Below are 23,022 nucleotides of genomic sequence, written 5' to 3' on the forward strand. Positions count from 1 at the left end.
AAATGAAAAAGACCAAAGAACTCTACGGTGTCGTACCTATTATACCCACACCTTTCACAGAAGATGAAGAAATAGATGACAATGCGCTGAGAAGATTAGTTGACTTTGCGATCAAAAGTGAAGTCAGTGCAATTTGCCTGCCCGCCTATGCAAGTGAGTTTTATAAGCTCACAGACGAAGAAAAACTACATGTCGTAAAAGTAGCAGTGGAGCACGCCGCTGGCAGAGTCCCTGTGGTAGCGCAGTCCAACCATGCCTCGCTGAAAATCGCCATCAGGTTGGCGCAGGCTAATGTGCAAGCGGGCGCTGACATTATCTCACTTGCCGTTCCGCGTATTTTCAGCCTTCCGGAAGACTCAATTAAAGCGTATTTGTCTGAATTTTTCAGGTCAATCCCGGATACACCCGTTCTGATACAGGATTTCAACCCAGGAGGATCTTCCATTAGTGTAAACCTGATTAATGAATTAAGACTCGAACATGCAAATTTTAAATATCTTAAACTGGAAGAACCCTTGTGTTCGCCCAAATTTGAAGACATCATTAAAACGACCGAGGGTTCTGTGGGACTACTTGAGGGATGGGGAGGTTTGTATATGCTTGAGCTTATTCCGGTTGGTATAACCGGAGTAATGCCCGGTCTGGCTGTTTCTGATATTCTTCAAAAAATATTCCTGCTTAGAAAGCGCGGCCAAAACAGTGATGCTTTTGAAATGTTTGAGAAAGTTATGCCGCAAATATTCTTTTCCTTACAGAATATGGAGCTTTTCCATTATGCTGAGAAAGAACTGTTGATGGCAAGAGGCATTTTGGGCAACAGTATAGTGCGTTCGGCTGCTTATGTTCCTGATGCTAATACAAAAAGATACATCAAAGAGCTCAATGAAAGGGTCCTTCTGCTTGTTGGAGAGCTGGATGCAGTTATTTGAATGGTTCCTTAATAAGATAGAGTATGAGTACATTTAAAGGTAAGGTAGCTATTGTAACGGGTGCTGCTTCTGGGTTGGGTTTGACAATTTCTCTCAAATTATTGGCGGAAGGATGTTTTGTCGCTCTTTTCGATTTGAATAAAAATGCACTGCACACCTGGTTTGGGAGCGAAGCAAACGCGCAGATTATGCCACTTGATATCACGAAGTCAAAAAGCGTAAATGCAAGCGTAGAGACGGTTTTTCAGACATTTGGCAGGATTGATATCCTTGTTAACTGTGCAGGTATTACCGGCATTACCAATATAAAAAGTCATGAAGTAAATGACGAAAACCTGAGAAAAGTGTTCGAAATCAACTTTATGGGGAGCTTTTATACTTCGAAAGCGGTAATTCCTTATATGTTAAAAGAGAATTATGGGCGGATACTTCACATCGCTTCCATCGCAGGCAAAGAGGGTAATGCGGGAATGCTCGCGTATTCGGCTTCCAAGGCAGCGGTTATTGGGATGACAAAGGTACAGGGCAAGGAGTATGCGGAAACCGGAATAACGGTTAATGCCATGGCCCCTGCTGTTATTCGGACAGCCCTCGTCGAGGCTATGCCAGAGGCTCAGGTAAAATATATGGCTGATAAAATTCCGATGAAGCGCTGCGGAACTCTTGAGGAGGCGGCCAATCTGGCGGCGTATATTGTCTCGGATGAGAATAGTTTTACAACAGGTTTTACGTTTGACCTTACCGGGGGCAGGGCTACCTATTAAGGAACCGAAAGTTAGTTATTGTGTTCCTCCGGGCGGTATTTCAGCTATTTATATTATCATCATTTTCTCAGATTCTGTTGTAATGTTTCAGAAGGCTTTTCCCGAACTCAGGAAACAATATGAGGACGTGTTTTCACAAACGCGATTCATTTCAAATCCCGAAGGATACATCCCGGATCAGAACAACGATCCGATGCTGGCCAGCGGTACCATCCACAGTGACTGGATGCACGTTTTTGAACTGGCGATGAATACGCGTATTTTGAAATGGGGCGAGTGAAGCAAGAAAAAATGACAAATTCCTAAACCTTTAATAATGAAACGGTATTTTTTAATTCTGGCCATTTTTTATCTGAGTAGTTTTCGAACCACCCTTGGAATGGACAAAAGAGCTTTCGAGCAAAATTTCAAACTTCTGCCAAAACCGCAGACAACGGAATTGATAAAGGGAAAGGAATTGAAATATGATGAATTGAAATTCGTAAATCTGAAAGGCGGTATCAAAAGGCCAAAGGTGCCGGTTGTCTCGCTTCTGCCGGTGGCATCAGCTCCCGGTGAAGGAATCCTGAGCCTGGAAATTGTGAAGGATAATACAGTGCCCGAATCTTTGGAAGGTTACACACTGGAAGCAGGTAACGGACAGGTCCGGATCCGATCACGTGGAGAAGCAGGGCTGTTTTATGGGTGTCAGACTTTGGCCCAGCTACTTGAAGACGCCCATGACCAGAATCTAGGCATCCCGGCTTTAAAGATTACAGATTTTCCGGGTGTTCCTTACAGGTCGGTTCACTGGGATCTTAAATATCATCTTGATAATCAGAACTATTATTATGACTTGATCGACAGGCTCGCGAAAATAAAGATTAATGCGGTGATCGTTGAGTTTGAAGATAAACTCAGATACCGGAAAGCACCCGCTGTGGGCGCAGGCAATGCGGTTTCGGTCGAAGAATTTGCTGCCTTATGTCGGTATGCCAGCGAGCGTCACATAGAAATAAGCCCGCTGGTTCAGGGTCTTGGACATGTTTCATTTATATTAAAACACGATCAGTATAAAAAATTACGTGACGATCCGTCTTCCGACTGGGTGTTTGATCCGCTCAATCCTGACGTATACCAGCTTCAGTTCAAGTTATACGAAGATGCCATTGAAGCAACACCGGGCGGAAAATATCTGCATGTGGGAGGCGACGAGGTATATAACCTCGGCCGTTCGGAATTGTCGAAAAAATCGGGGATGAAAACGTTTGAGCTCCAGATGTACTGGCTTAATAAAGTCTGTGAGTTTGCCCGTTTGCATAACCGGACGCCTGTTTTTTGGGATGACATGGTTTTTTCTCTGGCCGGCCTGTACATGACACTCCATGATCCGGCACTTTCAAAGGAGGAAGTGGACAGGCAATGGAAAGAGAAGCAGCATATCATGGACGAAAACGTTCATCTCTTTCCAAAGGATTGTATCTATATGCGCTGGCATTATGCAAATCCAAAGTTACACGGTAACATAAAGGCGATAGACTGGTTCAAATCGCATAACTTTAAGGTGATGGCCGCTTCGGCTTCTCAGGATATGAATGCCATGCTGCCGCGAAGAAGCTCTATTTTTGGGCCGACCAAAGATTTCTCTGAGATAACAACAGAAAAGAAACTGGAAGGAATACTGACCACGGCCTGGGATGATTCGTCTCCACATTTCGAGACCTACATGCGGGGTTTTCATGATTTTGCATCACTCACCTGGAATTATCAGAATATCAGTGCAGAAGAATCTCATCAGGTTTTCAGGCATCGGTTTTACGCACCCGCTGTCAGCGATGCTTCGTATGAGTTTCAGGATACACTGGAAACAGCATTATATTTCTGGGATACCGCATTGATAGAAGATAGTGGAAACCGGAGCCATTACCCCAAGGATATAGATCTGATTGGTTTGCCGGCAGAAAACAAAGTTGGTAGCACATGGAGCGAACTTTACAGTGTGAAATTACAGCGCGCAAAAGTAGAAACAGCCAGGTACGAAGTTATAAAAATGCGGATTGATCTTACAAGAAAGGCTGCCCGGAGAAATCATTTTGCCGTGGACTATCTTTTTCAGATGAATGAACTGCAGATCTATCCTGCAAAACTTTTACTGCTTCTTGAGGAGTTTGATAAAGCTTCCCCGACAGGCAAGCAGGAGGCCCGGCAAAAAATTAGCCGGTATGTTGAGCACTTTTCGAAAATAAGGGCCGAATATGAGGATGTGTTTTCTGAAACCCGGTTTATAAGAAATCCGGAAGGTTATATCCTCGATCAGAACAATGATCACATGCTGGCCAACGGAACCAATACCAGTGACTGGATGCATGTTTACGAACTGGCGTTTAATGATAAAGTGAGGAAGTGGCTGCAGGCTCAATAAGAGAGGATATTTTGTTAATAAAAGGTTTTGTGAAAAGAAAAGTTAAGAGAACATCTTATTTGAAAAAATATAAAATGAACAGATTCACAATTGGTTTATTCATGCATTCTTACGCCAGGAACATTAGCATCGGGCTTTTGCTGACTCTGGCTGGCACGCAGGGTATTGCTCAAAGGTATAACAAGGCTCTTTCTCCCACCGAAGCGATGAAAAGTTTCCAACTCAGGGAAGAGTTCCGGATCGAACCTTTCGCCGTAGAGCCCAATGTGCTGTCACCGGTGGACATGGCTTTCGATACACATGGAAATGTGTTTGTCATTGAAATGGGGGACTATCCTTACGAAGCAAAACCTGGAAACTACAAGGGAAGGATCAGGCTTCTGAGAGACACAGACGGGGACGGCAAGCCGGATAAGTCCTATGTTTTTGCCGAGTCGCTTCCCAGTGCAACAAGTGTGCTGCCCTGGAAAGATGGGGTGCTCGTTGCTGCTGCACCTGATATCCTGTTTATGAAAGATACGGACGGCGATTTTAAGGCAGACATCAAAGAGGTTGTGTTTACCGGTTTTTTTGCAAAAAACTCGGAAGCTCAGATTACCTGTATGCGTTACGGTGTTGACAACTGGATTTATGCCAATAACCATGGCCAGGGTGGGATGATTATCTATAAACAAAACCCCGGAGCACCGGCTCTAAATGTTTCGGGCGGAGATTTTCGTTTTCGTCCGGACAGGGGATTGTTTGAGGTAGAATCGGGCACAGGGCAGTTTGGTCTGGCAATTGACGACTGGGGACACCGTTTCTATACACAGAACACTTTACATATTCAGCAGTCACCCATTCCCTATCGCTACATCCATCGGCATGAGTTTATGCCGACCTATTCGTCAGAGCTGAACATTTCCGATCATGAGCTGGAAATGTATCAGAAGTCCGCTACGCCTTATTGGCGGCAGCTTCGGAGTGATCGCCGTCAGGCTGCTTATGATTCTATCAAAAGTGGTTATAAAGAATATGCAAGAGACCATTTTACGGCGGCATCGGGTGGTACATTTTATGGTAGCGATGTTTTCCCCCGCTCCTTTTATGGCTCGATCTTTACCGGCGAAGTCGCAGGTAATCTGGTTCACAGAGATGTGCTTAAATCGGTTCAGGGTCAGCCAGCTTTCGTTGCTTCCCGTGACGAAAAGGAAAAGGATCGTGAATTTCTTGCAACAACAGACCCCTGGTTCCGTCCCGCAAATTTTTATGTAGGACCCGATGGGAACCTCTATGTAACGGATATTTATCGTCAGCATATCGAAACACCTGTTTCCATCCCCGAAGACCTGAAAGCGGATATGGACTTCTCAAATGGAGTGCAGTATGGACGTATCTGGCAAATATCTCCTAAAGAAGGTAAAAGACGTCCAACGGTATTTCCTGACTGGTCAACAAAAAGGCCGGAAGAACTCGTGGCTTTCCTGGAATCGCCGGATCAATGGTGGAGGCTAACTGCCCAGAGGATTTTGCTGGAAAAACAAGACAAAAGTATTGCTCCATTATTAAAGAACATGTTTTTAGAAAGTAAAGATGCCCGGGGACGGCTTCATGCGCTGTATACGCTGGAAGGCCTTAATATGTTAGAAGCCGAACTCGTCAAAAAAGCGTTGGCTGATAGGGAAGCGGGCGTACGTGAACATGGATTGTTACTTTCAGAAAGATATCCGGGGTTTCTGCCTGAGATTTTAAATCTTACAAAAGACGCTTCCCCACAGGTTGCTTTCCAGGCAACATTAAGTCTGGGGCAATTTCAGAGCGAGGAAGTTGTTTCTGCTTTGTCCGAAATTATTGAAAAAAATGCAGAGAACAGTTCTTACCGGCTTTCGGTTTTAAGCTCTTTGCGTGGTTGTTCGCCTGAGCTGGTAAAGCTTCTTTTGAAAAACGGTGTTTTTTTTGCAACCCCTTCGGCAGGTAAAATTAAGTTTATTGAAGATTATGCTTTCGTAGCCGGCTCACGGAATGGAAAGGACGATATCAGCGGTTTGTTAGGTGTGATACTGAAGACAGGAAATGACTACCAGATCGCAGCTTTAACCGGTTTGACGAAGGGGACAAGACGATCCAAAAATAAAGTAAACATGGATAAAAATCTTGTAAAAAGTTTAGAGAAGTTAGAAGGAGCCGGGTCAGAAGACCTAAAAAGGGCTATTGCCGGATTAAGGAAGGTCCTGTCGATTTAACAAACGCTTACTAAAAGGTTAGTCACCGGCGGGCGGGCTTAATTTCTTTCCCGCAGAAATGAATCAATAATGGAAAACGGAAATAGCAGAAGGGTGTTTTTACAAAAATGCCTGATTTTATGTTCAGGTGCTTCGGGCATCGGAATGATGGTCTCAGGCTGTGCAGGTACCAAAAAAGCGGTAGTGGCAAAGAAACCATCTCCCGAAAAACAGGGAAATCCATGCGAAGACCTTTCAGGTGTCGATCCGGTTGATATTGAAAAAAGGAAAGCACTGGGGTACGTAACCCTGTCACCCATTCCCGATAAACAATGCGACAGTTGCAAGCTTTGGATTCCGCAAAAAGAAGGGAAGGACTGCGGCGGTTGCCTGTTGTTTGCCGGCCCGGTTTTGCCGGAAGGGCATTGTACCTATTGGGCGCCAAAGGTTTAGCTTTAACATTTCCAAATCAATTTTAATGCAGCCTGCTGAAATACTTCTGCCGGAAAATACAATGGTGGCTCTGCGCCGACTGGACCGATAACGGCAGGAAGGATAATGAACAGACGTGAATTTATAACAAAAGCGGCACTTATTACAGGTTTTGCGACGAGTAAGATGAATGATAAACAGATTTTTTCACCTGATAAAGCGTTAAAAAAGATTCAGGTAGAAACGACAGGTTCGGATTTTGAGCGGGAGCCACTGGCAAAACCTTTCGGTTTTAAGGGCGGCTACCTTACCGAGCTCTGGCAAACCGCTTCTCTGCTACGGTCGGGAAGTGGCGGCCACGTTGGCATCGCTACTCAAAGTGTGCTTTATGGCGATGCCGACCTGTTCTCCCGTTATTCGGAGGCAGGAGGGAACGCGTTCATGTTTGCCGTAACGCAACGAGCACTGGAATTGGTAAAGCAAACAAGTTTTGAGTCACCGCTGGATTTATTGGAAAGTATTTTGCCGGAACTAAAGATGGAGGCAGTGAAAATAACCGGTAGCAGGCAGCTCAATCCTAATTTTATTTTTAATGCGCTCATCAGTGTCGACAATGCGGCATGGCTGCTTTATGCAGCCGAAAACGGTTTCCGGAATTTTGATGAAATGATACCCGGATCCTATAAAGAGGCCCTTTCAACGCATAATAGCAGGGTAGGCGTGATGTATCAGGTTTCTTATGGGATGGCGGCAAAGGAAATACTTCATGCCGTTGACCGGGGCTATTTTATTGTCAAAATAAAAACCGGGCAAGCCGGCAGCCAGGAACAGATGCTGGAAAAGGATAAGGCAAGAATAACGCAGATCCATGGGTTGTTAAAATACAGGACTACCGGGCAGACATCCAATGGGAAATTGATTTATACACTCGATTCCAATGGAAGGTACGAAAAGAAGGAAACGCTGCTGAGGCTGCTCGACCATGCAGACAAAATAGGGGCTTTGTCTCAGATTTTGTTTGTAGAAGAGCCGCTCTCGGAACGCAATAATGAAAGTGTTGCAGGCATCGGCGTTCGAATGGCTTCGGACGAAAGTATCCATACTGAAGCAGATGCGCTCAAGCGGCTGGATCAGGGGTATCAGGCTTTCGTGCTTAAAGGAATTGCCAAAACATTAAGCCTATCCATGAGAATAGCCAAACTGGCTGCTGAACGTAATGTCCCCTGCATTTGTGCAGATCTGACGGTCAACCCAATCCTGGTTGACTGGAACAAAAATCTTGCAGCCCGGTTGCAACCCTTTCCGGGCCTGGGAATGGGTATGATCGAGACCAACGGAGATATGAATTATACAAACTGGCAGGCTATGATGCAATATCATCCTATGGCGGGGGCAACGTGGATACAAGTTCGTAACGGCGTTTTTAATCTGGATGACCATTATTATGCCAGTAGCGGAGGAGTATTATTGCCTTCCGGGCACTATACGGACATGTTTCGGTGAATGTGATATTCTTGAATTGGATGGGGTTGCACTGATCAGGGCACTTTCGGTGTGTCGGCCAAAAGACTCTAAAATTAGAGAAAAAGTCAGTTTTTAATGGAAACATCAGAACATAGAATGACCTTTCACATTTTTTTGCACAGGGCAAAACCATTTGTTTTCTCCTATTTGCTTTCGTAGCAAGAATCGGTTACGCCCAAGAACTTCTTGCAGGTTTTTCTGACAATCATTACAAAGGAGCTTTAAAGCTGCCAGTATTTTTGTACCTTTAGCTTAACTACCCTCTATTCTCAACGATTCATGATGACTTTCAACAGGACTTGCCCATTTCGTGGTATCCAGGTAAACGCCGCGCCGCCTCAGGCCAATTCTTTTTGTGAATTTCCTCTTACCACCCCCCTATTTACAATAGAAATTGCCTACGGCTTTTTTTATGATAAAATATTGGGACTTGACTCAGCTACTGCCAGCAATGGCATAGGTCCGTCATTCTGGTAAATTCTTATCCAACCTGGAATATATTCATTCATCCAGGTTACTCTAACAATTTCAACTCAACGTTCCAATGAAAAAATTGCGTGTTATCGGAATGCTATTTGCAATAGCTTTTTCGCATCAGATCATCGCACAAATTACGCCTGCCAATGGCATCGTGTATGTTAAAAAAGGGTCAGCAGGCAACGGAAGTAGCTGGGCAAGTGCCGTAGGCGAGCTGGCCGATGCGCTGGTTGCAGCCAAACGAAATTCTGCAATTGGGCAGATTTGGGTGGCAGGCGGTGTTTATAAACCTCTTTACAGCGCACTAGATGATAATTTTGGTAACAACAGCCCCAATGTCAGCTATCACAAAAGCAATGCATTTCTGATGGTAAATAATCTGAAAATCTACGGTGGGTTCGCGGGCAATGAAAACACCCTGGCAGAACGCAACTTAACCCTGGCCGCCAACAAATGCACTTTAAGCGGTGATCTGGATAATAACAATTCCGCATCGGACGGCGATGCCTACCACGTTGTCGTCTCCGCGGGGAATGTAGGCTCGGCCGAGTTGAACGGTTTTATGATCAGCGGGGGTAGGGCCTTCGATTATTATTACAACCAGGGCCAGTTTAGCTACGGTGCATATAGAACCATAAACGGAAGGACCGTAGAAGTTGACTTTGGCGGTGGCGTGTTTTTGGCCGCTTCGTCACCGATACTTACCAATTTGATAATCAGCGGAAATATTGCCAATTACGCCGGTGGTATGTCTAATAATGACTCCTCTTCTCCGGTGCTTACCAATGTGATCATTAGCAATAACGCCGCATTTTATGGTGGCGGGATGTTCAACGTGGGCTCTTCGCCTGTGCTGACCAATGTCACCGTCATCGATAACGTGTCGGACTGGCCCGGTGGTGGGATGTTTAACAGTGGTTCCTCACCAAAAATCAATAATAGCATCATCTATCGCAACGTCTCAGGTATCAATGCCGACAACGGGGTCAGGAATATTGATAAATCCAACCCTGTTTACAGGAATAGTTTGGTCCAGGATAACCCTGCGGGCATCAACATGGTGGTTTACGGCGGAGATGCCAACAATATTTTTGATCAATCCCTTGGTGAGTTATGCACTTAGAGCCGGCAGCCCTGCCATCCATGCGGGCAGCAATGCTTTTTTTGCAGCCGGACAATCACCAGACCTTTCAGCCGTAAAAACCGATCTGGCCGGAAACCCACGTATCAAAGGCTCGGTGGATCTGGGCGCTAAGGAAAGCCCCTATGTGACGGTTTTGCCTGATGCCAATGGGATTGTTTACGTAAAACAGCCTGGCGCAGGTAATGTGAAGGGCAACAACTGGGCAAATGCGTCTGCGGAACTCGCGGATGTGCTGGTAGCTGCAAAAACCAATCCTGCCGTTACCCAGATCTGGGTGGCAGGCGGTGTTTTTAGACCGTTGTACAGCCCGGCGGACGATAACTTTGGTAACCCGACGGGAGAAACAACAGCTTTTCGCTGGTTAGCTATATACCAGTCTATGGCGGCTTTGCAGGGAAAGAAACTACGCTAGACCAAAGGGACTTAACCCTGGCGGCCAACAAGAGCATCTTGAGAGGCGATTTCAATGGAGATGATGTGGTAACCGGATCTGGTGCCACCCTGAGTTTTTCAGGAAACACGGAAAACGCTTATCATGTAGTTGTTTCCGCAGGAGATGAAGGCTCGGCGGAACTGGACGGATTCACAATTACTGGTGGAAATGCCAATCTCGCTAGCTCGATCATCGTGAATGGACGAAATGTTAGTGGCGGCATTGGAGGTGGTTTGGCCAATGTCAATTCGGGTTCAAGAGAAGCCAACCTGATCATCAAGCAGAACAGCGCTATTGTGGGAGGCGGAATGATGAATTATTCTGCATATCCGAGGCTTTACAACTCGACGCTGAATAACAATTATGCTGTATCTCATGGAGGTGGAATGGCTGATGATAATTCCCAGTCCGTACTTAACAACTTGTTTATCAGCGGAAACAATTCCTCGGGGGATGGAGGCGGAATATATAGTTACTCTTCCGGGATCTCGCTTGGAAATACGACCATAAGTGGTAATGTGGCAGCAAGCGGTGCCAGCGAACTGTATTTGTCAGATGGCTCACTACACGTTTACAACAGCATTCTTATTGGTTCTGAAGAAAATGCAGTTGTCCTTGAATCTTTGACCGGCATTGAGGCAAGTTATAGTCTGATGCTGGGTTCGACTTTCCCCCACAACATCAACGCTTCAAAGTATGCACCTGGCGACATTTTTACCAATCCCAGCCTTGGAGACTATACACTAAAAGCGGGCAGTGTGGCCTTAAATGCAGGGAGTGACGCCCTATATGAATCATATTCGGGCAGTATTACTACAGACAAAGATATCGCGGGCAATCCCCGTCTGGTAGGTTCCAGTATAGACATGGGTGCTTTTGAGGCACCACAAAGCGTATTGCCGGTTACACTCATCAGCTTTACCGCTTCTTTGCAGGGAGAGAACAATGTGTTGCTGCAATGGAGCACCGCATCGGAGCTAAACAATAAAGGATTTGAAATAGAAATGTCAAGCACGGGTAAAACTTTTCAAAAGGTCGGTTTTGTTATGGGCAATGGAACAACGGGGGCTAATCATCATTACCAGAGCCAGTTGACCAATTTGTCCGCCGGAGTGTCTTATTTTCGTTTGAAGATAATTGATATGGATGATAGCTTTACCTACTCCAGGCTACGGAGTGTCAAAATTACAAATGAAGTGGAGTTGACCAGTAAATTGTATCCAAATCCGCTGACCGGGGGGCACATATACCTGGAAATGGTCCGCCAACCTATCAGCAGTGCGTCTGTAAAAATAACAAACACCCTTGGGCAAGTAGTGAAGACGTCTGACTACAAGAACATTACCGGTCCACTTGAAATTGAAATGCAGGGTGCAGCAGGCACGTATTATATTGAAGTGACCCTGGAAAATGCTGAAACTTTCGTATGGAGAATCGTTAAATTCTAATTAGCCTTAACAATATTGAAAAAGGATTTTATCAGTGAAGGAAGTTAGGCCTAGCCATACTAGTCTAAACTTCTAAAGTCCTGATTTTCGTAAACTGTAATTGCAACCTTTTGTTGGAAGAATTTACTAGATTCTGTGTTATTTACCTATAAAAACTTTATTTGTATACCTTTGTTTTGGAGGAGGCCCATAGCTAGTGAGTATAGCATGTTTATCCATTTTACGCTGACATGCTGGATGTTCTGGACCAATGAGGGTTCTTTGTCACTTATGGTGAAAACGCACAAATAGATTAAACTTTCATAGTTCTACGAATCATTGCTTCTTTTCAAAATTCATCCCCATTTCTTTTAGGACATATATAATTGGGCCTTTTTTACTCCGCCGAGAGTGGGATTTGAACCCTTATCATTCCTCTAACTTTATCGCCTGAATTAGTTTTAAAAGCTTGGTCAATTGTTCGATTTCACTCCCCTTAGCTCCACGCAAGCTGATTATTGTTTTATCCAAATTAGTATTAACCGGAAGTTATTTTATCTCTCGAAAAAGCTTTAGAAGTGGCGTCAATTGTTCGATTTGGCTCTCACTAGGTGCACGCAAGGAGAAAACATCATTGTTTTCTCCTTTTTTTTCAAAATTATACCAGTTAACTTATTGATATTTAAGTTATTACCCAATAGTGAATCCGTCAAAAAAGGTGTTCGACAGGCGCCATCTTAATAGTATAATCTGTTGTCGGACACTATTATGGAAGAGCTGCTTCAATTGCCTATTTTTTAAGCTTTGGGAAGACTAAACAAGGTCAGAAAAACACGCGTGAATTAAGAATAAATGATGTTAAAAAAGAAGAAAAGCTTTAACATAAATTTGTCGCATCCAACTACTCTCTGAATCTTTTTTACCCCTTGGATATTCTAAATATCTATCTAATGAAACTATCTTTTACCATCACAAAGATTGTAATTTACAGCTCTAAGACGTCAATAAAACGGTACAGAAAGGCAACATCGCAAGTTGCCTATATACTTGCTTTACTTGGACGAAATAGTTAAAAAATCAATATCGCGTTCGGACTCTACCAACTTTAACCCTAGTTTACTTAAAGATTCTTTCATAGAATTATCACGATCTTCTTGTAAAATTTCGAAAATAAAATCATAATGTTTTTCTAGACCGGATTCGTCAATTACCGGACGCCCCAAAATGTTCTCAATATAACTTTTCAATACATCGACCTTTGCACCAGTAGCTTCGATACCACGCCCGCTAAAACTGATCGCCTCCTTTAAATTTGAGACACAAATTTCCGGATAAGTTGTATTTCGTGTAAGAACATAAACAGAAGATTTGTGTTTTACAAACCTTGATTGGATTGGGAATTGCTTCTCTACTTCGATAATCATCATTTTATCCAGGTCAGCTTTTTTACTTTCGGGTACAATTATGTCAAAACAGATCAGGTTTTCAGGAACAAATTCGGTGAGCTCTTTGGGTTGTTCATTTATTGTAACCTCACTTGTTAAATTATAACCACGCCGGATAATCATACTAGGCAGTACATTAATGAAACTTATTCTGCGGCCCTTAAAGGTTCCTTGGCCAATCTTAGCCATAGAAGGAAACCCTTGCATATATGGCTTTATCATAACAGAAAACTGAATATTCGGATTGGCAAAAAAATAATCCTTTTCGGGATCAAACTCAGAATCGATTTTCACCTCAATATTTACATTCTGCCCATTTAATAATGATTGAATAGTTGTCTCATTAATTTGATCAGGAGTTGTGATAGCGACAATATTTTGGTCTTTATCTATTAAAATGGTATGTGGAACCATCTGGTATTTAAATAATGCTTGCATTGTGTGTTCTACATCTTATGCAAGAGGTATTGAAATTGGATTTTTGGTTAGAAACTTTTGTAACCGTTCTTTTGAATCATCAGAAACTGCAATGACAACTAAATCATTTGAAAAATGCTTTTGAAGTACATCAAGATGAGTCATAGCAGGGATGCATGGGGCACACCAAGTACCCCAGAATTCAATAATAGCAATCTTTCCACGTAAATCTTCTGCTTTTATTATATTCTGTTTACTATTAATAACTCTATCCAAAGTAAAATAGGGTAACTTATCCCCTATTTTAGGACTCTGTCCATATGTAATTTCTCCTGGAAGGATAAAGAGAATCGTAAGGTAAAATCTATTTATCATAACATTTAAATCCAGATGTTAAAACCAATTAATGTGTACCTATTAATCTAAAAGCAATATGGCGCTTTTAAATATGACACACCACTGGTTATCAATATATTAATTAAAAAATATTGATCAATACTTTGCTTGCTTTCGATACCAATTGTCCACGGTGCGCATTCCACGAACAATCCGAGCAAAAACGTACGAATATTCGTACATAAGGAATGAGAATTTTTGAAGTAACGGTGTCAAAGGACGGACAGTTTCGACCGAAGCATTGGCGTAAACCAGGGCGGATATTATAGGGTTACCTGCACGGTCCGTAATGATTGCGGCAGCAGTATCAGCAGTGATGGAAGGACAGTCAATGTTCAGAATGCACCTTGTAATCCGCCAAATGCACCTTGGGTTTCTGTGGACTACATTACCATCAATTCCGGCAGGAGCGGTATAGGCGCCCCTCCCCAGTTATTGTTCTTATTCAACTGCTTTTTTACAGTCTAAAGATTTCATGACGGGACATACACAAAAGAAAAAGCCGCTACGAATTTCCATCGTGGCGGCTTTTTCCTATACGCTTTCGGACAGAATCGAAGCGCTAATACAAGCATTATCTTCTAAAAAGATCTGTCGGCTTAGATGTCAAAAGTTTGAAGCTTTTCCTGTATCCCACCATAGGCGAGTTGCAATATCATCTTTTGCCCCTGTACCCATTTTTGATACAGCGTCTGTAACAGCAGCCGTATTGCCGGTTCTCTCCGCATTTATAAACGGCATTCTTTTGATCCAGTCATTCGCTGGAATAACCCCCCAATCGCCATTACTGTCATTCTTGGCCACAAACGGTATTTTTGGGTAGCGCGTACGTCTGAAATCTACCCAGGCTTCTACCGTATTGGTGAATGTGTTAAGGTATTTCTGTGTAATGATCTTCTCTAGTTTCAATTCATTCGAATCTGCGTCGTTCCATGCCACAGTAATGGTTGAAGCCGCAGTAAAATTGTTGCGGGCGTCAATTGGATCTACATAGTTAATTGGCTTGCTTGTAGCGTCGGCAATATAGGCATCTACGCCACCGGCTCCCCAATCAGCGAAGGACAACTTTATACCATTTTCATAATTGGTTTTTGGGTCACCTGCTCCTGCCCAGCCTCTAAGCCCCGCTTCTGCTTTAAGAAAAGCTACTTCCGCTGCTGTAAAATTCCTTCTGGTCCGAATAGTCTGGAAACTTTCGGCAACTTTTGAGAATGGTACGTGATCCGCTTTTGCTTTAATGTAGGCACCATTTCGTACACCTTTGTAAGGCATCGATGGGTGATCTGCATATAATGCCGCATTCGAAGAAACCATAGGTGCATAATATTGCGAAATCCGTCCGTCCTTTAAGCCGATCAAAAACGATTCCATAGGCGCACCCATTCTTGTATCATCCCAGGACAGCCCTTGTAGAACCACCTGCGCCCGAGCTGCTTACTTTTATATCAATACCTGCTGCCTTACCGTTAAGGGCGTCAACAAAGTTTGTGTTGGAGGCACGTCGCAATTCGTCGCCCCAATCTGCTGCGTTGCATAGGTAAGTGCTTTTTTGTCTCTTTGGATACCAAGAGCAGTTACTACTACTTCGCTAAGGACAGCAGAGGATGTTTCCAAAACTATATTAAATATACTTTGTGATCCGACAGATACCTCTTTGGTTTCATAGCCAATGGATGAAATAGTTAAAATGGCCGCGTCATTGGTAATCTCGATCGAAAACTTGCCGTCTGAATCAGTGATCGTACCGGTCTCGCTACCTTTCACAATCACGGTAGACCCTGGTATCGCCTCACCTTTGCCGTCGGTTACTTTACCTGTAACAGGTCTCACCGCGGTTTTAGATTTGACCGTACGACTGGAAATACCTCCCGATTTCATCGGTGCTGCTGCAAGCGATATACTTATGGAAGCTGTAAAAACGACAATTTGGTAAAAGGCAAGTTTCATCCACAAGAGACATTTTACTTCCTGCTTTCTTTTCATTGTTTCGGATAGTTAATTGTTGGAAAATTTGGACATAGAGACTCTGTTCATCCAGGAAGGATAATTAAAAAGCTATCAAACCGGTAAGTACTAACTCTGAGGTCTCTTTTCGTGGTGGGGATTGGATGTAGAGGGTTTAGGGCATAGGCGTTTACGGATTTTTTGTGAAACAGCGATTTTATTTGGCCATTTTCATTGTGAACTGGTAATGGATTTTGTATTTTTTTTCAAAGTAATATTTAATTAGGTAAATATTACTTTGAAAAAGCTAATAATTTTTATTTAATTTGTTGATTTTTGATGCTGAAATTTAGTCTTTTATAAATAATAATTTATACTATTTCAATTTTTAGCTTTATCTCCAACCTTGACTGTCTTTTTCTTGATCACAGAGCGCGAATGCGTCAATACATCGGAGTCCATGGTTCACAAACGAACTTAACCAGGTGAGGTCGATAACCTATCATCATATACGACACTTAACTTGTATACCTTTTTCAGGTTATTTTTTTGACTAAAAAAACGTTCGGTAAACCTCAACAACACAAAGAATTATCCATTATAAGAGCGGATAAAGAGTTATCCTGATAATATCTTTGGCCACAGCGCCCGAAGCAGGCCGAAAGCCCGATCTGCAAATAAATTTTAGAGAGTTTGCCATCAAAATAGAGAAAAACGGATTTGAGGATACGTATGCCTAGTGCAAAAAGCAAAGTTCCCGGAAAATAATTAACCAGGTATTTTTTTGTGTAAAAAAGAAGAAATACAGGCTTAGCACCAGTCCGTTGAAAGCGCCTAACGCACTAAAAAAGAATAAAAGTTCTTTGCCAATATTCATGGATAATGCCCTGGTTATTTAGATATGCAATTAATTTTCTGAAAATGTATTGCAATATCGAATTGTTAGGCTAAAACGGAAAGAATACTTTTGTTTTTCTGAGTGAAAGTTATTTCGTAACGTCTCTTTTGAAATATACACTTATTAAATTTTCTGATTTTGCTGCGTTGATTTCTATTCCGTGATAACTATCCGACGGATTTTAAATTCTCCGCCAAAGCTTTACCGAGAATTTCAGGCTCTAATTGGCTTATAACATTCAATGATTTGTTATTATGGTTTGGTATTCTATCAAGATTTTAATATTTTTATATAATTCCTTTTAATAGTTCAAAAAGATTAACTTATGTCAAAACTTCCCTGGGCAAAATATTTATTCGGCATTTGGATAGTTGCTATACCAGCCTGCCTGGTAGCAAAGTTCGTTACTAATAGTCTATTCATATTGGTGCCGTTTTCTATTGTTTTGTACTGGATATCCGTCCGAAGTTTAGCCAAAATAAAAGGCTATCAATAAATTATCTTTTATTCCAAAATAAACATATCTCTGGCTTTCCAGCCAACTATATCTTTTATTGGAAAGGAAAAAAATATCCCAATGTTTATTTCAAAAAAGAAACTGCTTGCTCTGCTAAAAGCCAATTCGGGGAAGATAAAACAGGAAATTCTCGACTTTAATAAAATAGAGCGGTTTTTTATTTTGAGTGATAAAAAGGATTTTTATCAGGTCATTTCAGACCGGACTTTTCAGGACCTTGACATGAATGAGATATTTATGTTCATGGACCGAACGACTTCAAAAGTCGGGCAGCAATTTTTGTACCAGGTGCTGAGAACTATTCCAGGCAGTAATGACAGAACTGAAAAGTTTGAAAAGATCAACCAGAGTCTGAAAGAAAATCCTGAGGTCCGGGATAATGTCTTACTTGAAATATCTGCATTAAACAAAAAAGATGCTTACTACATCCCGTCACTCTTTCTTGAAAACCATATCCAAAAACCAAAGTGGTTTTCGATTATTCCGCTCCTTTCTCTGGTGAGTGTATCTTCGGTTTTATTATCATTTATTTTTCCGCAGGTACTTATTTTTCTTGTTTTGTTACTGGCCGTTAACTTTGGGATACATTACTGGAATAAGCTTAATTTGTATCAGTATAGTAGCTCAATCCCGCAATTATTAAGATTAAACCAGGCAGCTAAAAAAATTGTAACGTTCAAAGGTATGAAGGATTTGCATCCCGGTATCAGTGAATCGATTAAGGCAATAGATAGTCTGGGGATACAAATGTCACTATTTAAGCTTGAAGTAAAACTACAAAGTGAGGTTGGCCAGGCCGTAGAATATTTGGTTGAATTAGTAAAAGCATTATTTCTGATAGAGCCGTTAGTGCTTTATAATGTCTTAAAAGAACTTGATTCAAAAAGGGTGCAGATACAGCAGGTCTACGAATATATAGGAGAAATAGATGCAGCTATGTCTATCAATTTTTTACGTGAAGACTTGCCATACTTTTGCTTCCCAACGATGATCCCGGATAAAAAACAAGTAACAGCAGTAGGGGTTTATCATCCGCTGATCTACCAATCCGTTCCGAATTCGATAGATCTAAATGAAAAATCAGCCTTGCTGACCGGATCAAACATGTCTGGAAAGACGACCTTCATTCGTACAATAGGTATAAATACAATCGCTGCTCAAACGATTAATACTTGCTTTTCAAAGGAATTTGTGACTCCTGTTTTTAAAATACATTCTGCAATCCGGATTTCTGATGACCTCTTAAATGATAAAAGTTATTATTTTGAAGAAGTGTTGACAATCAAAGACTTACTGAAAGAAAGTAACTCTGGTTTTGGAAATTTATTCTTGCTGGATGAGATATTTAAAGGGACAAACACGGTTGAACGAATCGCAGCCGGTAAGGCAGTTTTGACATACCTGAACAAGGGAAATAATATCACTTTTGTAGCCACGCATGATATGGAACTGGCTGAATTATTAAAAGATACTTTTTCTATGTTTCATTTCACCGAGATAGTCCGGGATGGCAATATTGTGTTTGATTATAAGATCAAACCGGGTAATTTAACCAATACGAATGCGATAAGGATTTTAGAATTAAATGATTACCCTAACGAAGTTATAGAAGAAGCCACTCAATTGGCCAGCCAGATTTACAATTATAAAATTAACGGCAATGATTAAGCCGCATTTATCATGTAATTCTAATTTTTTATTTCCTTTCAAGCATTGAGCAGATAACAGGTTTGATAAATTTTAGACCTGCGGGCCGTTTCTGTATTTCAGAAAACGGCCCGCAGGTGAGATAAAAATCTCTATAAATATTACGGGATGATGTAAGCTTTTTTGCTTATGTCAGCTGTGTATTTTCTTTTTTGCCATCGTATAATCTGCGATTGACTTTTCCGCTCAGTGATCTAAGAAATGCAAACACAACTATTCCGGTTACGACGCCTAATCCAATTATCTTTTTCATAGTTACAATATTTTATTTTGAAAAATGCATCAATGTCAGATGCCCCGTAACACTTCCTGCAAAAAAGATACCAGCCATAATCCGTCGCCATTTTACTTAACCGGATGTTCCAGCACTTTAACTCCAAAACCGGGAGAGCCGCTGATAAGTCCATGTGTAAAAACGGTATAAATTTTACCTGCTTCCAATGTTACAGAGGTTGCGCTGCCGGTAGTGTTGCCGTTGTCTGCTTTGGTAAAATTTAAATCGTAAATACCCGGACTAACATTTTGAAACGGTCCGAGAGACCATGCACTCAGCGTCTCTCCAGCAAGAGATGAGTTTGCTGCCCTGCCATAAGCAACATTGCTGAACAAGGCTGTTTTGCCGTTGAAAACGTTTATTGTTCCGTTTTCAGGCGAAAGATTAACAAAACGAAGCTTGGCTTTCTGGGCATCCGGAGCTTCCAAATCATCATAGAAAAGGATCAGTGAATCCGATTTGTTATTACTTGTTCTGGCCGCCACAACGGTATGGTAAAAAGTTGCAATAGGGCCATTTGGCCTTCCGGTGGCAGAAAATGTTGCGCTGTTTCCAAACTGATAGGAAGCTTTATAACTTGTGTTGGTGCCTTCGGTAAAATTGATCTGTACATTACCAAAAACAGTTGGATAATAGGCCGACGCTTCATTAATTGCGACGGCAGCAGGGGTGATTTTATCTGTAAATGTCCAGAAATTAAGCGCTGTATTAATCGGTCTTGCATTAACAAAACTGATGAATGCGCTCAATGGCGGACGATCTGCCGCATCAACATCGAGATAGTCTGCGTCTTTGCAGGAAGAAAATCCGGTAAGCAGAACGGCGGCGATTATGGTCTGTTTCAGGAGCGAACCTGACCGAATGGTTTTATATAAATTCATTGGGATTGTTGTTAATGGGATTTGTTATTAAAGTCTCGCCGTAATTCTGATGAAAGGCTGAATACCTGCACTTCCATTCTGGATTCCGATAATGGAGGGTTTACTAAGTGCATTAAGTTTCGGGTCTGAATAGTCTCCCAGCTGATTGAAGGCATTGTTAACACCAATAGAGCCCTGCAATATTTTTGAGAAAGAATAAGCCACAGAAGCATCGACAACCCAGATCGGTTTCAGTTTTTGGTAGAAATAGTCCGGCTTCGGGAAAGTTGCATTTAAAGCGGAAGCATTGGTGACCGATCCGAAATAAATTGCCCGTGCCATGTAGGTTAGTTTCCCAATCTTATAGGTTCCTTGCAGATTGATCTTTTTGCCCGGAATATTCGACGTTACCCTTGCTTTTTCTCCATCATTAAAAATAATGTATTGATATGCTTCCAGTCCTTTGGGCGTGTTCACTTTGGTAACTTCAGTTTTTACAAAATTCGCTCCAAAAAGTAAGGTAAGCGCGCCGCGGCGGAATGGTGTTTTGTAGCTTCCCGTTAATTCCAGACCTTTTGTGCGGGTACTGAATGAGTTATAGAAAAATTTCGCCTGCGTAGTTCCGGTTTGTACAAATAGGCTCCTTACTTCCTGGGGTAAATTAACATCTGTTGCAGAAAAATTTCCTGTATTTCCAACACGATTATTGACATCGACAAGATAAGCATCGGCTGTAAATTCAAAATTTCTGAAAGGCTGCGTTGTGATGCCCAGAGTATAACCTTTTGATTTTTCCGGTATTAAAGTCGGAATGCCAAGCGCACGTGTTGCTGCACTCTGATTGGACGCCGTTACCTGATCAATCGCCCGTCCCTGCTGAAAACTGGTCGACGTTTCGGTGTAGTAATACTGAGCCAGATCCGGCGCACGGAAACCCGTATTATGTGATCCTCTGATACCCAACCAGTCCGTAATGCTGTATTTTGAAGCGACTTTGTAAGTTGTAACATTACCCAAACCCGAGAAACTTTCCAGTCTTAATGCTCCGGAGACAAGCCAGTTCTGGGTGAAATTCACTTCCACATCCGCATAACCTGCCAAAACAGAACGGTTCACGTTCACAGCATTTTCCGGTCGGAAACCAGCGTGAATCTGAGATCCGGGCGAAAGTCCGTTAAGTCCGATACTTCCTTCTTTCGTAGTATAAATAATTCCGCTGGCTGTTGTGTCCAGGCCAAAAACGGTCCGTAAATCAGCTTTCGAATAAGACGCTTCTTCTCCGGCGACAATTTGGTACGTTTCAACGCGATACTGTGCTCCAAATGCAACATTGATTCCTTTCAGTGCTTTATCAAAATACCGGCTGATGTCAATACTGCCCGTATTTTGGCTCGCGTTGTAACTTCCTGCATCAAATGTAGTTGGCGTTTTTAAACCCAGACTTGCGTTTAAAGAATTGGTAATAACATTGCCAAAATTATTCTTTCCATACACATTGGAGATATCAACCGACCAGTCTCGTATTTTTCCTTTAATACCAACAGCAAGAGATTTATCGGTGATAACGTTTTCCATTTCAGGCAAAAAGCCATCCGGATACAAGAATGCATTATTGCGCTCAGTCCAGCCGGGAAGACGGTAAACTGCGGTAAATTGTGAATTACGATGGCTTATACCTCCAAAGGCGTAAACTTCTGCATTTTGTGCCAGCGGAATGGCGGCATTAAAAAACAACAGCGCATCTTTTGCCTTGTTGGAGCCGCCGCCGCGCCTGTCGAAATAATGGCGGTCTATACCGCGGTCGGCCAAAATTTTCTCATCGATTTCTTTGGTGTAAATTGCGTCATAACTTCTGGTGTTGGCGCCGCCTCCGTAAATCGGTCCCAGGTAAAGTCCTGCCTGATCATTTCCGGGTAAAAGTGCCACGGCTTGCGTAGCAAATTCTGCGGTAGTATTCAGATATCCCCCGGTTTTGCCTAATGAAAATCCATAATTTGCATTCGTTCTTGTGGTGGTACCATCACCGCGACGCCTGGTGCTGGCCGTTGAACTAAGGGTAAGCTGATCCACATTTTTATTTAAAACGATATTTATAACGCCAGCAATCGCATCCGAACCATACTGGGCCGCTGCGCCGTCCCGCAGGATTTCTACCCGTTGTATTGAAGCGGTCGGGACGGAATTTAAATCATAACCCGTAGCACCATTTCCTAATCCACCCCAGTTAATATTCGAACTTTTGTGTCTTCGTTTTCCATTGACTAAAACCAGAACCTGGTCAACGCCCAGCCCGCGAAGCTGTGATAAATTCAAAGCAGAACCCGCATCTCCGGCATTGCTTCCATTAACAGAATGGAAAGAGGGCGATACATACTGCAATAACTGTGTGATACTTACCTGAGGAGCGGATTCGAGCAGTGATTTTATGTCAATTACATCAACCGGAACAGGTGAGTCGAGTTTCGTACGGTTCGCATTTCTGGATCCTACAACCTGAACTTCTCCCAGCGTGTGTGTGCCTGGGGCCAGCGAGACATTATATTCATTGACAGATCCGATGCGGACTTCCTGCGCCGTGAAACCGATGAAAGAAAACACAAGTGTTTCTCCTTTGACAAGATTAAGGCTGAATTGCCCGTTTACGTCCGTGATGGTTCCTTGTCTGCTGCCTTTGATGGAAACGTTAACGCCGGGCAACGGACTGCCATCTTCGGAGGTGTGGACTGAGCCGGAAAGAATTCGCTGCTGCGCAAATGAGGAAAAAGATGCCAGCAGATAAAATAACAGGATAAATTTTTTCATAAACATGAATATTATTCAGGGTGAGCCGGA

Annotated in this window: 19 protein-coding genes; 12 read left to right on the plus strand and 7 right to left on the minus strand. The window is 42.5% G+C overall.

Annotation, left to right across the window (positions count from 1 at the left end):
* Nucleotides 1-2 precede the first annotated feature (2 nt).
* The 11 genes from FDK13_RS09580 to FDK13_RS09630 all read left to right on the plus strand — a co-directional run bounded on the left by FDK13_RS09580 (nucleotide 3) and on the right by FDK13_RS09630 (nucleotide 11,753).
* Nucleotides 3-929 (plus strand): dihydrodipicolinate synthase family protein, encoded by a 927-nt coding sequence (locus FDK13_RS09580; RefSeq protein ID WP_137339772.1) that lies wholly within the window; start codon nucleotides 3-5, stop codon nucleotides 927-929.
* A gap of 23 nt (nucleotides 930-952) precedes the next feature.
* Entirely contained in the window at nucleotides 953-1,693 is a 741-nt protein-coding gene (locus FDK13_RS09585; protein ID WP_137339773.1) for an SDR family NAD(P)-dependent oxidoreductase, read from the plus strand.
* Between the two features lie 82 nt (nucleotides 1,694-1,775).
* The gene (locus tag FDK13_RS09590) at nucleotides 1,776-1,973 is read left to right on the plus strand and encodes a hypothetical protein (protein WP_137339774.1); all 198 of its coding nucleotides are present in this window, start codon (nucleotides 1,776-1,778) and stop codon (nucleotides 1,971-1,973) included.
* 36 nt (nucleotides 1,974-2,009) lie between these two features.
* A complete protein-coding gene (locus FDK13_RS09595; RefSeq protein WP_137339775.1) occupies nucleotides 2,010-4,094 on the plus strand; it encodes a glycoside hydrolase family 20 zincin-like fold domain-containing protein in 2,085 nt (694 codons plus the stop codon).
* A gap of 74 nt (nucleotides 4,095-4,168) precedes the next feature.
* On the plus strand, nucleotides 4,169-6,316 hold the full coding sequence (locus FDK13_RS09600) for a PVC-type heme-binding CxxCH protein (protein WP_229215991.1): 2,148 nt from the start codon (nucleotides 4,169-4,171) through the stop codon (nucleotides 6,314-6,316).
* A 69-nt stretch (nucleotides 6,317-6,385) separates the two neighbouring features.
* Nucleotides 6,386-6,748: a hypothetical protein gene (locus FDK13_RS09605; RefSeq protein WP_137339776.1), complete on the plus strand. Its 363-nt coding sequence runs from the start codon at nucleotides 6,386-6,388 to the stop codon at nucleotides 6,746-6,748.
* A 105-nt stretch (nucleotides 6,749-6,853) separates the two neighbouring features.
* The gene (locus FDK13_RS09610; protein ID WP_137339777.1) at nucleotides 6,854-8,230 is read left to right on the plus strand and encodes an enolase C-terminal domain-like protein; all 1,377 of its coding nucleotides are present in this window, start codon (nucleotides 6,854-6,856) and stop codon (nucleotides 8,228-8,230) included.
* A 300-nt stretch (nucleotides 8,231-8,530) separates the two neighbouring features.
* Nucleotides 8,531-8,728 (plus strand): hypothetical protein, encoded by a 198-nt coding sequence (locus FDK13_RS09615; RefSeq protein ID WP_137339778.1) that lies wholly within the window; start codon nucleotides 8,531-8,533, stop codon nucleotides 8,726-8,728.
* A gap of 91 nt (nucleotides 8,729-8,819) precedes the next feature.
* Nucleotides 8,820-9,851, plus strand: coding sequence for a hypothetical protein (locus FDK13_RS09620; protein ID WP_137339779.1), 1,032 nt, complete (start codon nucleotides 8,820-8,822; stop codon nucleotides 9,849-9,851).
* The gene (locus FDK13_RS09625; protein WP_137339780.1) at nucleotides 9,835-10,284 is read left to right on the plus strand and encodes a choice-of-anchor Q domain-containing protein; all 450 of its coding nucleotides are present in this window, start codon (nucleotides 9,835-9,837) and stop codon (nucleotides 10,282-10,284) included. The genes FDK13_RS09620 and FDK13_RS09625 overlap by 17 nt, the downstream gene beginning before the upstream one ends.
* A 38-nt stretch (nucleotides 10,285-10,322) precedes the next feature.
* Nucleotides 10,323-11,753 carry a T9SS type A sorting domain-containing protein gene (locus tag FDK13_RS09630; RefSeq protein WP_137339781.1) on the plus strand — a complete coding sequence of 477 codons (1,431 nt, stop codon included), beginning with the start codon at nucleotides 10,323-10,325 and terminating at the stop codon, nucleotides 11,751-11,753.
* Between the two features lie 1,031 nt (nucleotides 11,754-12,784).
* Here FDK13_RS09630 and FDK13_RS09635 read toward each other — a convergent pair.
* From FDK13_RS09635 to FDK13_RS09650, 4 genes are all read right to left on the minus strand, one after another.
* Entirely contained in the window at nucleotides 12,785-13,615 is an 831-nt protein-coding gene (locus FDK13_RS09635; protein ID WP_137339782.1) for a DUF3738 domain-containing protein, read from the minus strand.
* 15 nt (nucleotides 13,616-13,630) lie between these two features.
* Nucleotides 13,631-13,969 carry a TlpA family protein disulfide reductase gene (locus FDK13_RS09640; RefSeq protein WP_137339783.1) on the minus strand — a complete coding sequence of 113 codons (339 nt, stop codon included), beginning with the start codon at nucleotides 13,967-13,969 and terminating at the stop codon, nucleotides 13,631-13,633.
* A gap of 627 nt (nucleotides 13,970-14,596) precedes the next feature.
* Nucleotides 14,597-15,373, minus strand: a complete 777-nt coding sequence (locus tag FDK13_RS09645) for a SusD/RagB family nutrient-binding outer membrane lipoprotein (protein ID WP_262711814.1) — start codon at nucleotides 15,371-15,373, stop codon at nucleotides 14,597-14,599.
* 57 nt (nucleotides 15,374-15,430) lie between these two features.
* Nucleotides 15,431-15,973, minus strand: coding sequence for a carboxypeptidase-like regulatory domain-containing protein (locus tag FDK13_RS09650; protein ID WP_137339784.1), 543 nt, complete (start codon nucleotides 15,971-15,973; stop codon nucleotides 15,431-15,433).
* Between the two features lie 1,436 nt (nucleotides 15,974-17,409).
* Here FDK13_RS09650 and FDK13_RS09660 point away from each other — a divergent pair.
* Nucleotides 17,410-19,017 (plus strand): MutS-related protein, encoded by a 1,608-nt coding sequence (locus FDK13_RS09660; protein WP_137339785.1) that lies wholly within the window; start codon nucleotides 17,410-17,412, stop codon nucleotides 19,015-19,017.
* A gap of 166 nt (nucleotides 19,018-19,183) precedes the next feature.
* On the opposite strand, the gene FDK13_RS36400 is transcribed toward FDK13_RS09660, so the two are convergent.
* From FDK13_RS36400 to FDK13_RS09670, 3 genes are all read right to left on the minus strand, one after another.
* On the minus strand, nucleotides 19,184-19,309 hold the full coding sequence (locus FDK13_RS36400) for a hypothetical protein (protein ID WP_262711815.1): 126 nt from the start codon (nucleotides 19,307-19,309) through the stop codon (nucleotides 19,184-19,186).
* A gap of 92 nt (nucleotides 19,310-19,401) precedes the next feature.
* Nucleotides 19,402-20,211 carry a DUF4397 domain-containing protein gene (locus tag FDK13_RS09665; RefSeq protein ID WP_137339786.1) on the minus strand — a complete coding sequence of 270 codons (810 nt, stop codon included), beginning with the start codon at nucleotides 20,209-20,211 and terminating at the stop codon, nucleotides 19,402-19,404.
* Nucleotides 20,212-20,238: 27 nt separating this feature from the next.
* Nucleotides 20,239-22,992, minus strand: coding sequence for a TonB-dependent receptor (locus FDK13_RS09670; RefSeq protein WP_229215993.1), 2,754 nt, complete (start codon nucleotides 22,990-22,992; stop codon nucleotides 20,239-20,241).
* Between the last annotated feature and the right edge of the window lie 30 nt (nucleotides 22,993-23,022).

The sequence above is a fragment of the Dyadobacter frigoris genome (assembly GCF_005280585.1).
GTDB lineage: Bacteria > Bacteroidota > Bacteroidia > Cytophagales > Spirosomataceae > Dyadobacter > Dyadobacter frigoris.

Coding starts and splice junctions, on each gene's coding strand:
- FDK13_RS09580 (WP_137339772.1), top strand. CDS start 3: ATGAAAAAGACCAAAGAACTCTACGGTGTCGTACCTATTATACCCACA.
- FDK13_RS09585 (WP_137339773.1), top strand. CDS start 953: ATGAGTACATTTAAAGGTAAGGTAGCTATTGTAACGGGTGCTGCTTCT.
- FDK13_RS09590 (WP_137339774.1), top strand. CDS start 1,776: ATGTTTCAGAAGGCTTTTCCCGAACTCAGGAAACAATATGAGGACGTG.
- FDK13_RS09595 (WP_137339775.1), top strand. CDS start 2,010: ATGAAACGGTATTTTTTAATTCTGGCCATTTTTTATCTGAGTAGTTTT.
- FDK13_RS09600 (WP_229215991.1), top strand. CDS start 4,169: ATGAACAGATTCACAATTGGTTTATTCATGCATTCTTACGCCAGGAAC.
- FDK13_RS09605 (WP_137339776.1), top strand. CDS start 6,386: ATGGAAAACGGAAATAGCAGAAGGGTGTTTTTACAAAAATGCCTGATT.
- FDK13_RS09610 (WP_137339777.1), top strand. CDS start 6,854: ATGAACAGACGTGAATTTATAACAAAAGCGGCACTTATTACAGGTTTT.
- FDK13_RS09615 (WP_137339778.1), top strand. CDS start 8,531: ATGATGACTTTCAACAGGACTTGCCCATTTCGTGGTATCCAGGTAAAC.
- FDK13_RS09620 (WP_137339779.1), top strand. CDS start 8,820: ATGCTATTTGCAATAGCTTTTTCGCATCAGATCATCGCACAAATTACG.
- FDK13_RS09635 (WP_137339782.1), bottom strand. CDS start 13,615: ATGCAAGCATTATTTAAATACCAGATGGTTCCACATACCATTTTAATA.
- FDK13_RS09640 (WP_137339783.1), bottom strand. CDS start 13,969: ATGATAAATAGATTTTACCTTACGATTCTCTTTATCCTTCCAGGAGAA.
- FDK13_RS09645 (WP_262711814.1), bottom strand. CDS start 15,373: ATGGGTGCGCCTATGGAATCGTTTTTGATCGGCTTAAAGGACGGACGG.
- FDK13_RS09650 (WP_137339784.1), bottom strand. CDS start 15,973: ATGAAAAGAAAGCAGGAAGTAAAATGTCTCTTGTGGATGAAACTTGCC.
- FDK13_RS09660 (WP_137339785.1), top strand. CDS start 17,410: ATGTTTATTTCAAAAAAGAAACTGCTTGCTCTGCTAAAAGCCAATTCG.
- FDK13_RS36400 (WP_262711815.1), bottom strand. CDS start 19,309: ATGAAAAAGATAATTGGATTAGGCGTCGTAACCGGAATAGTTGTGTTT.
- FDK13_RS09665 (WP_137339786.1), bottom strand. CDS start 20,211: ATGAATTTATATAAAACCATTCGGTCAGGTTCGCTCCTGAAACAGACC.
- FDK13_RS09670 (WP_229215993.1), bottom strand. CDS start 22,992: ATGAAAAAATTTATCCTGTTATTTTATCTGCTGGCATCTTTTTCCTCA.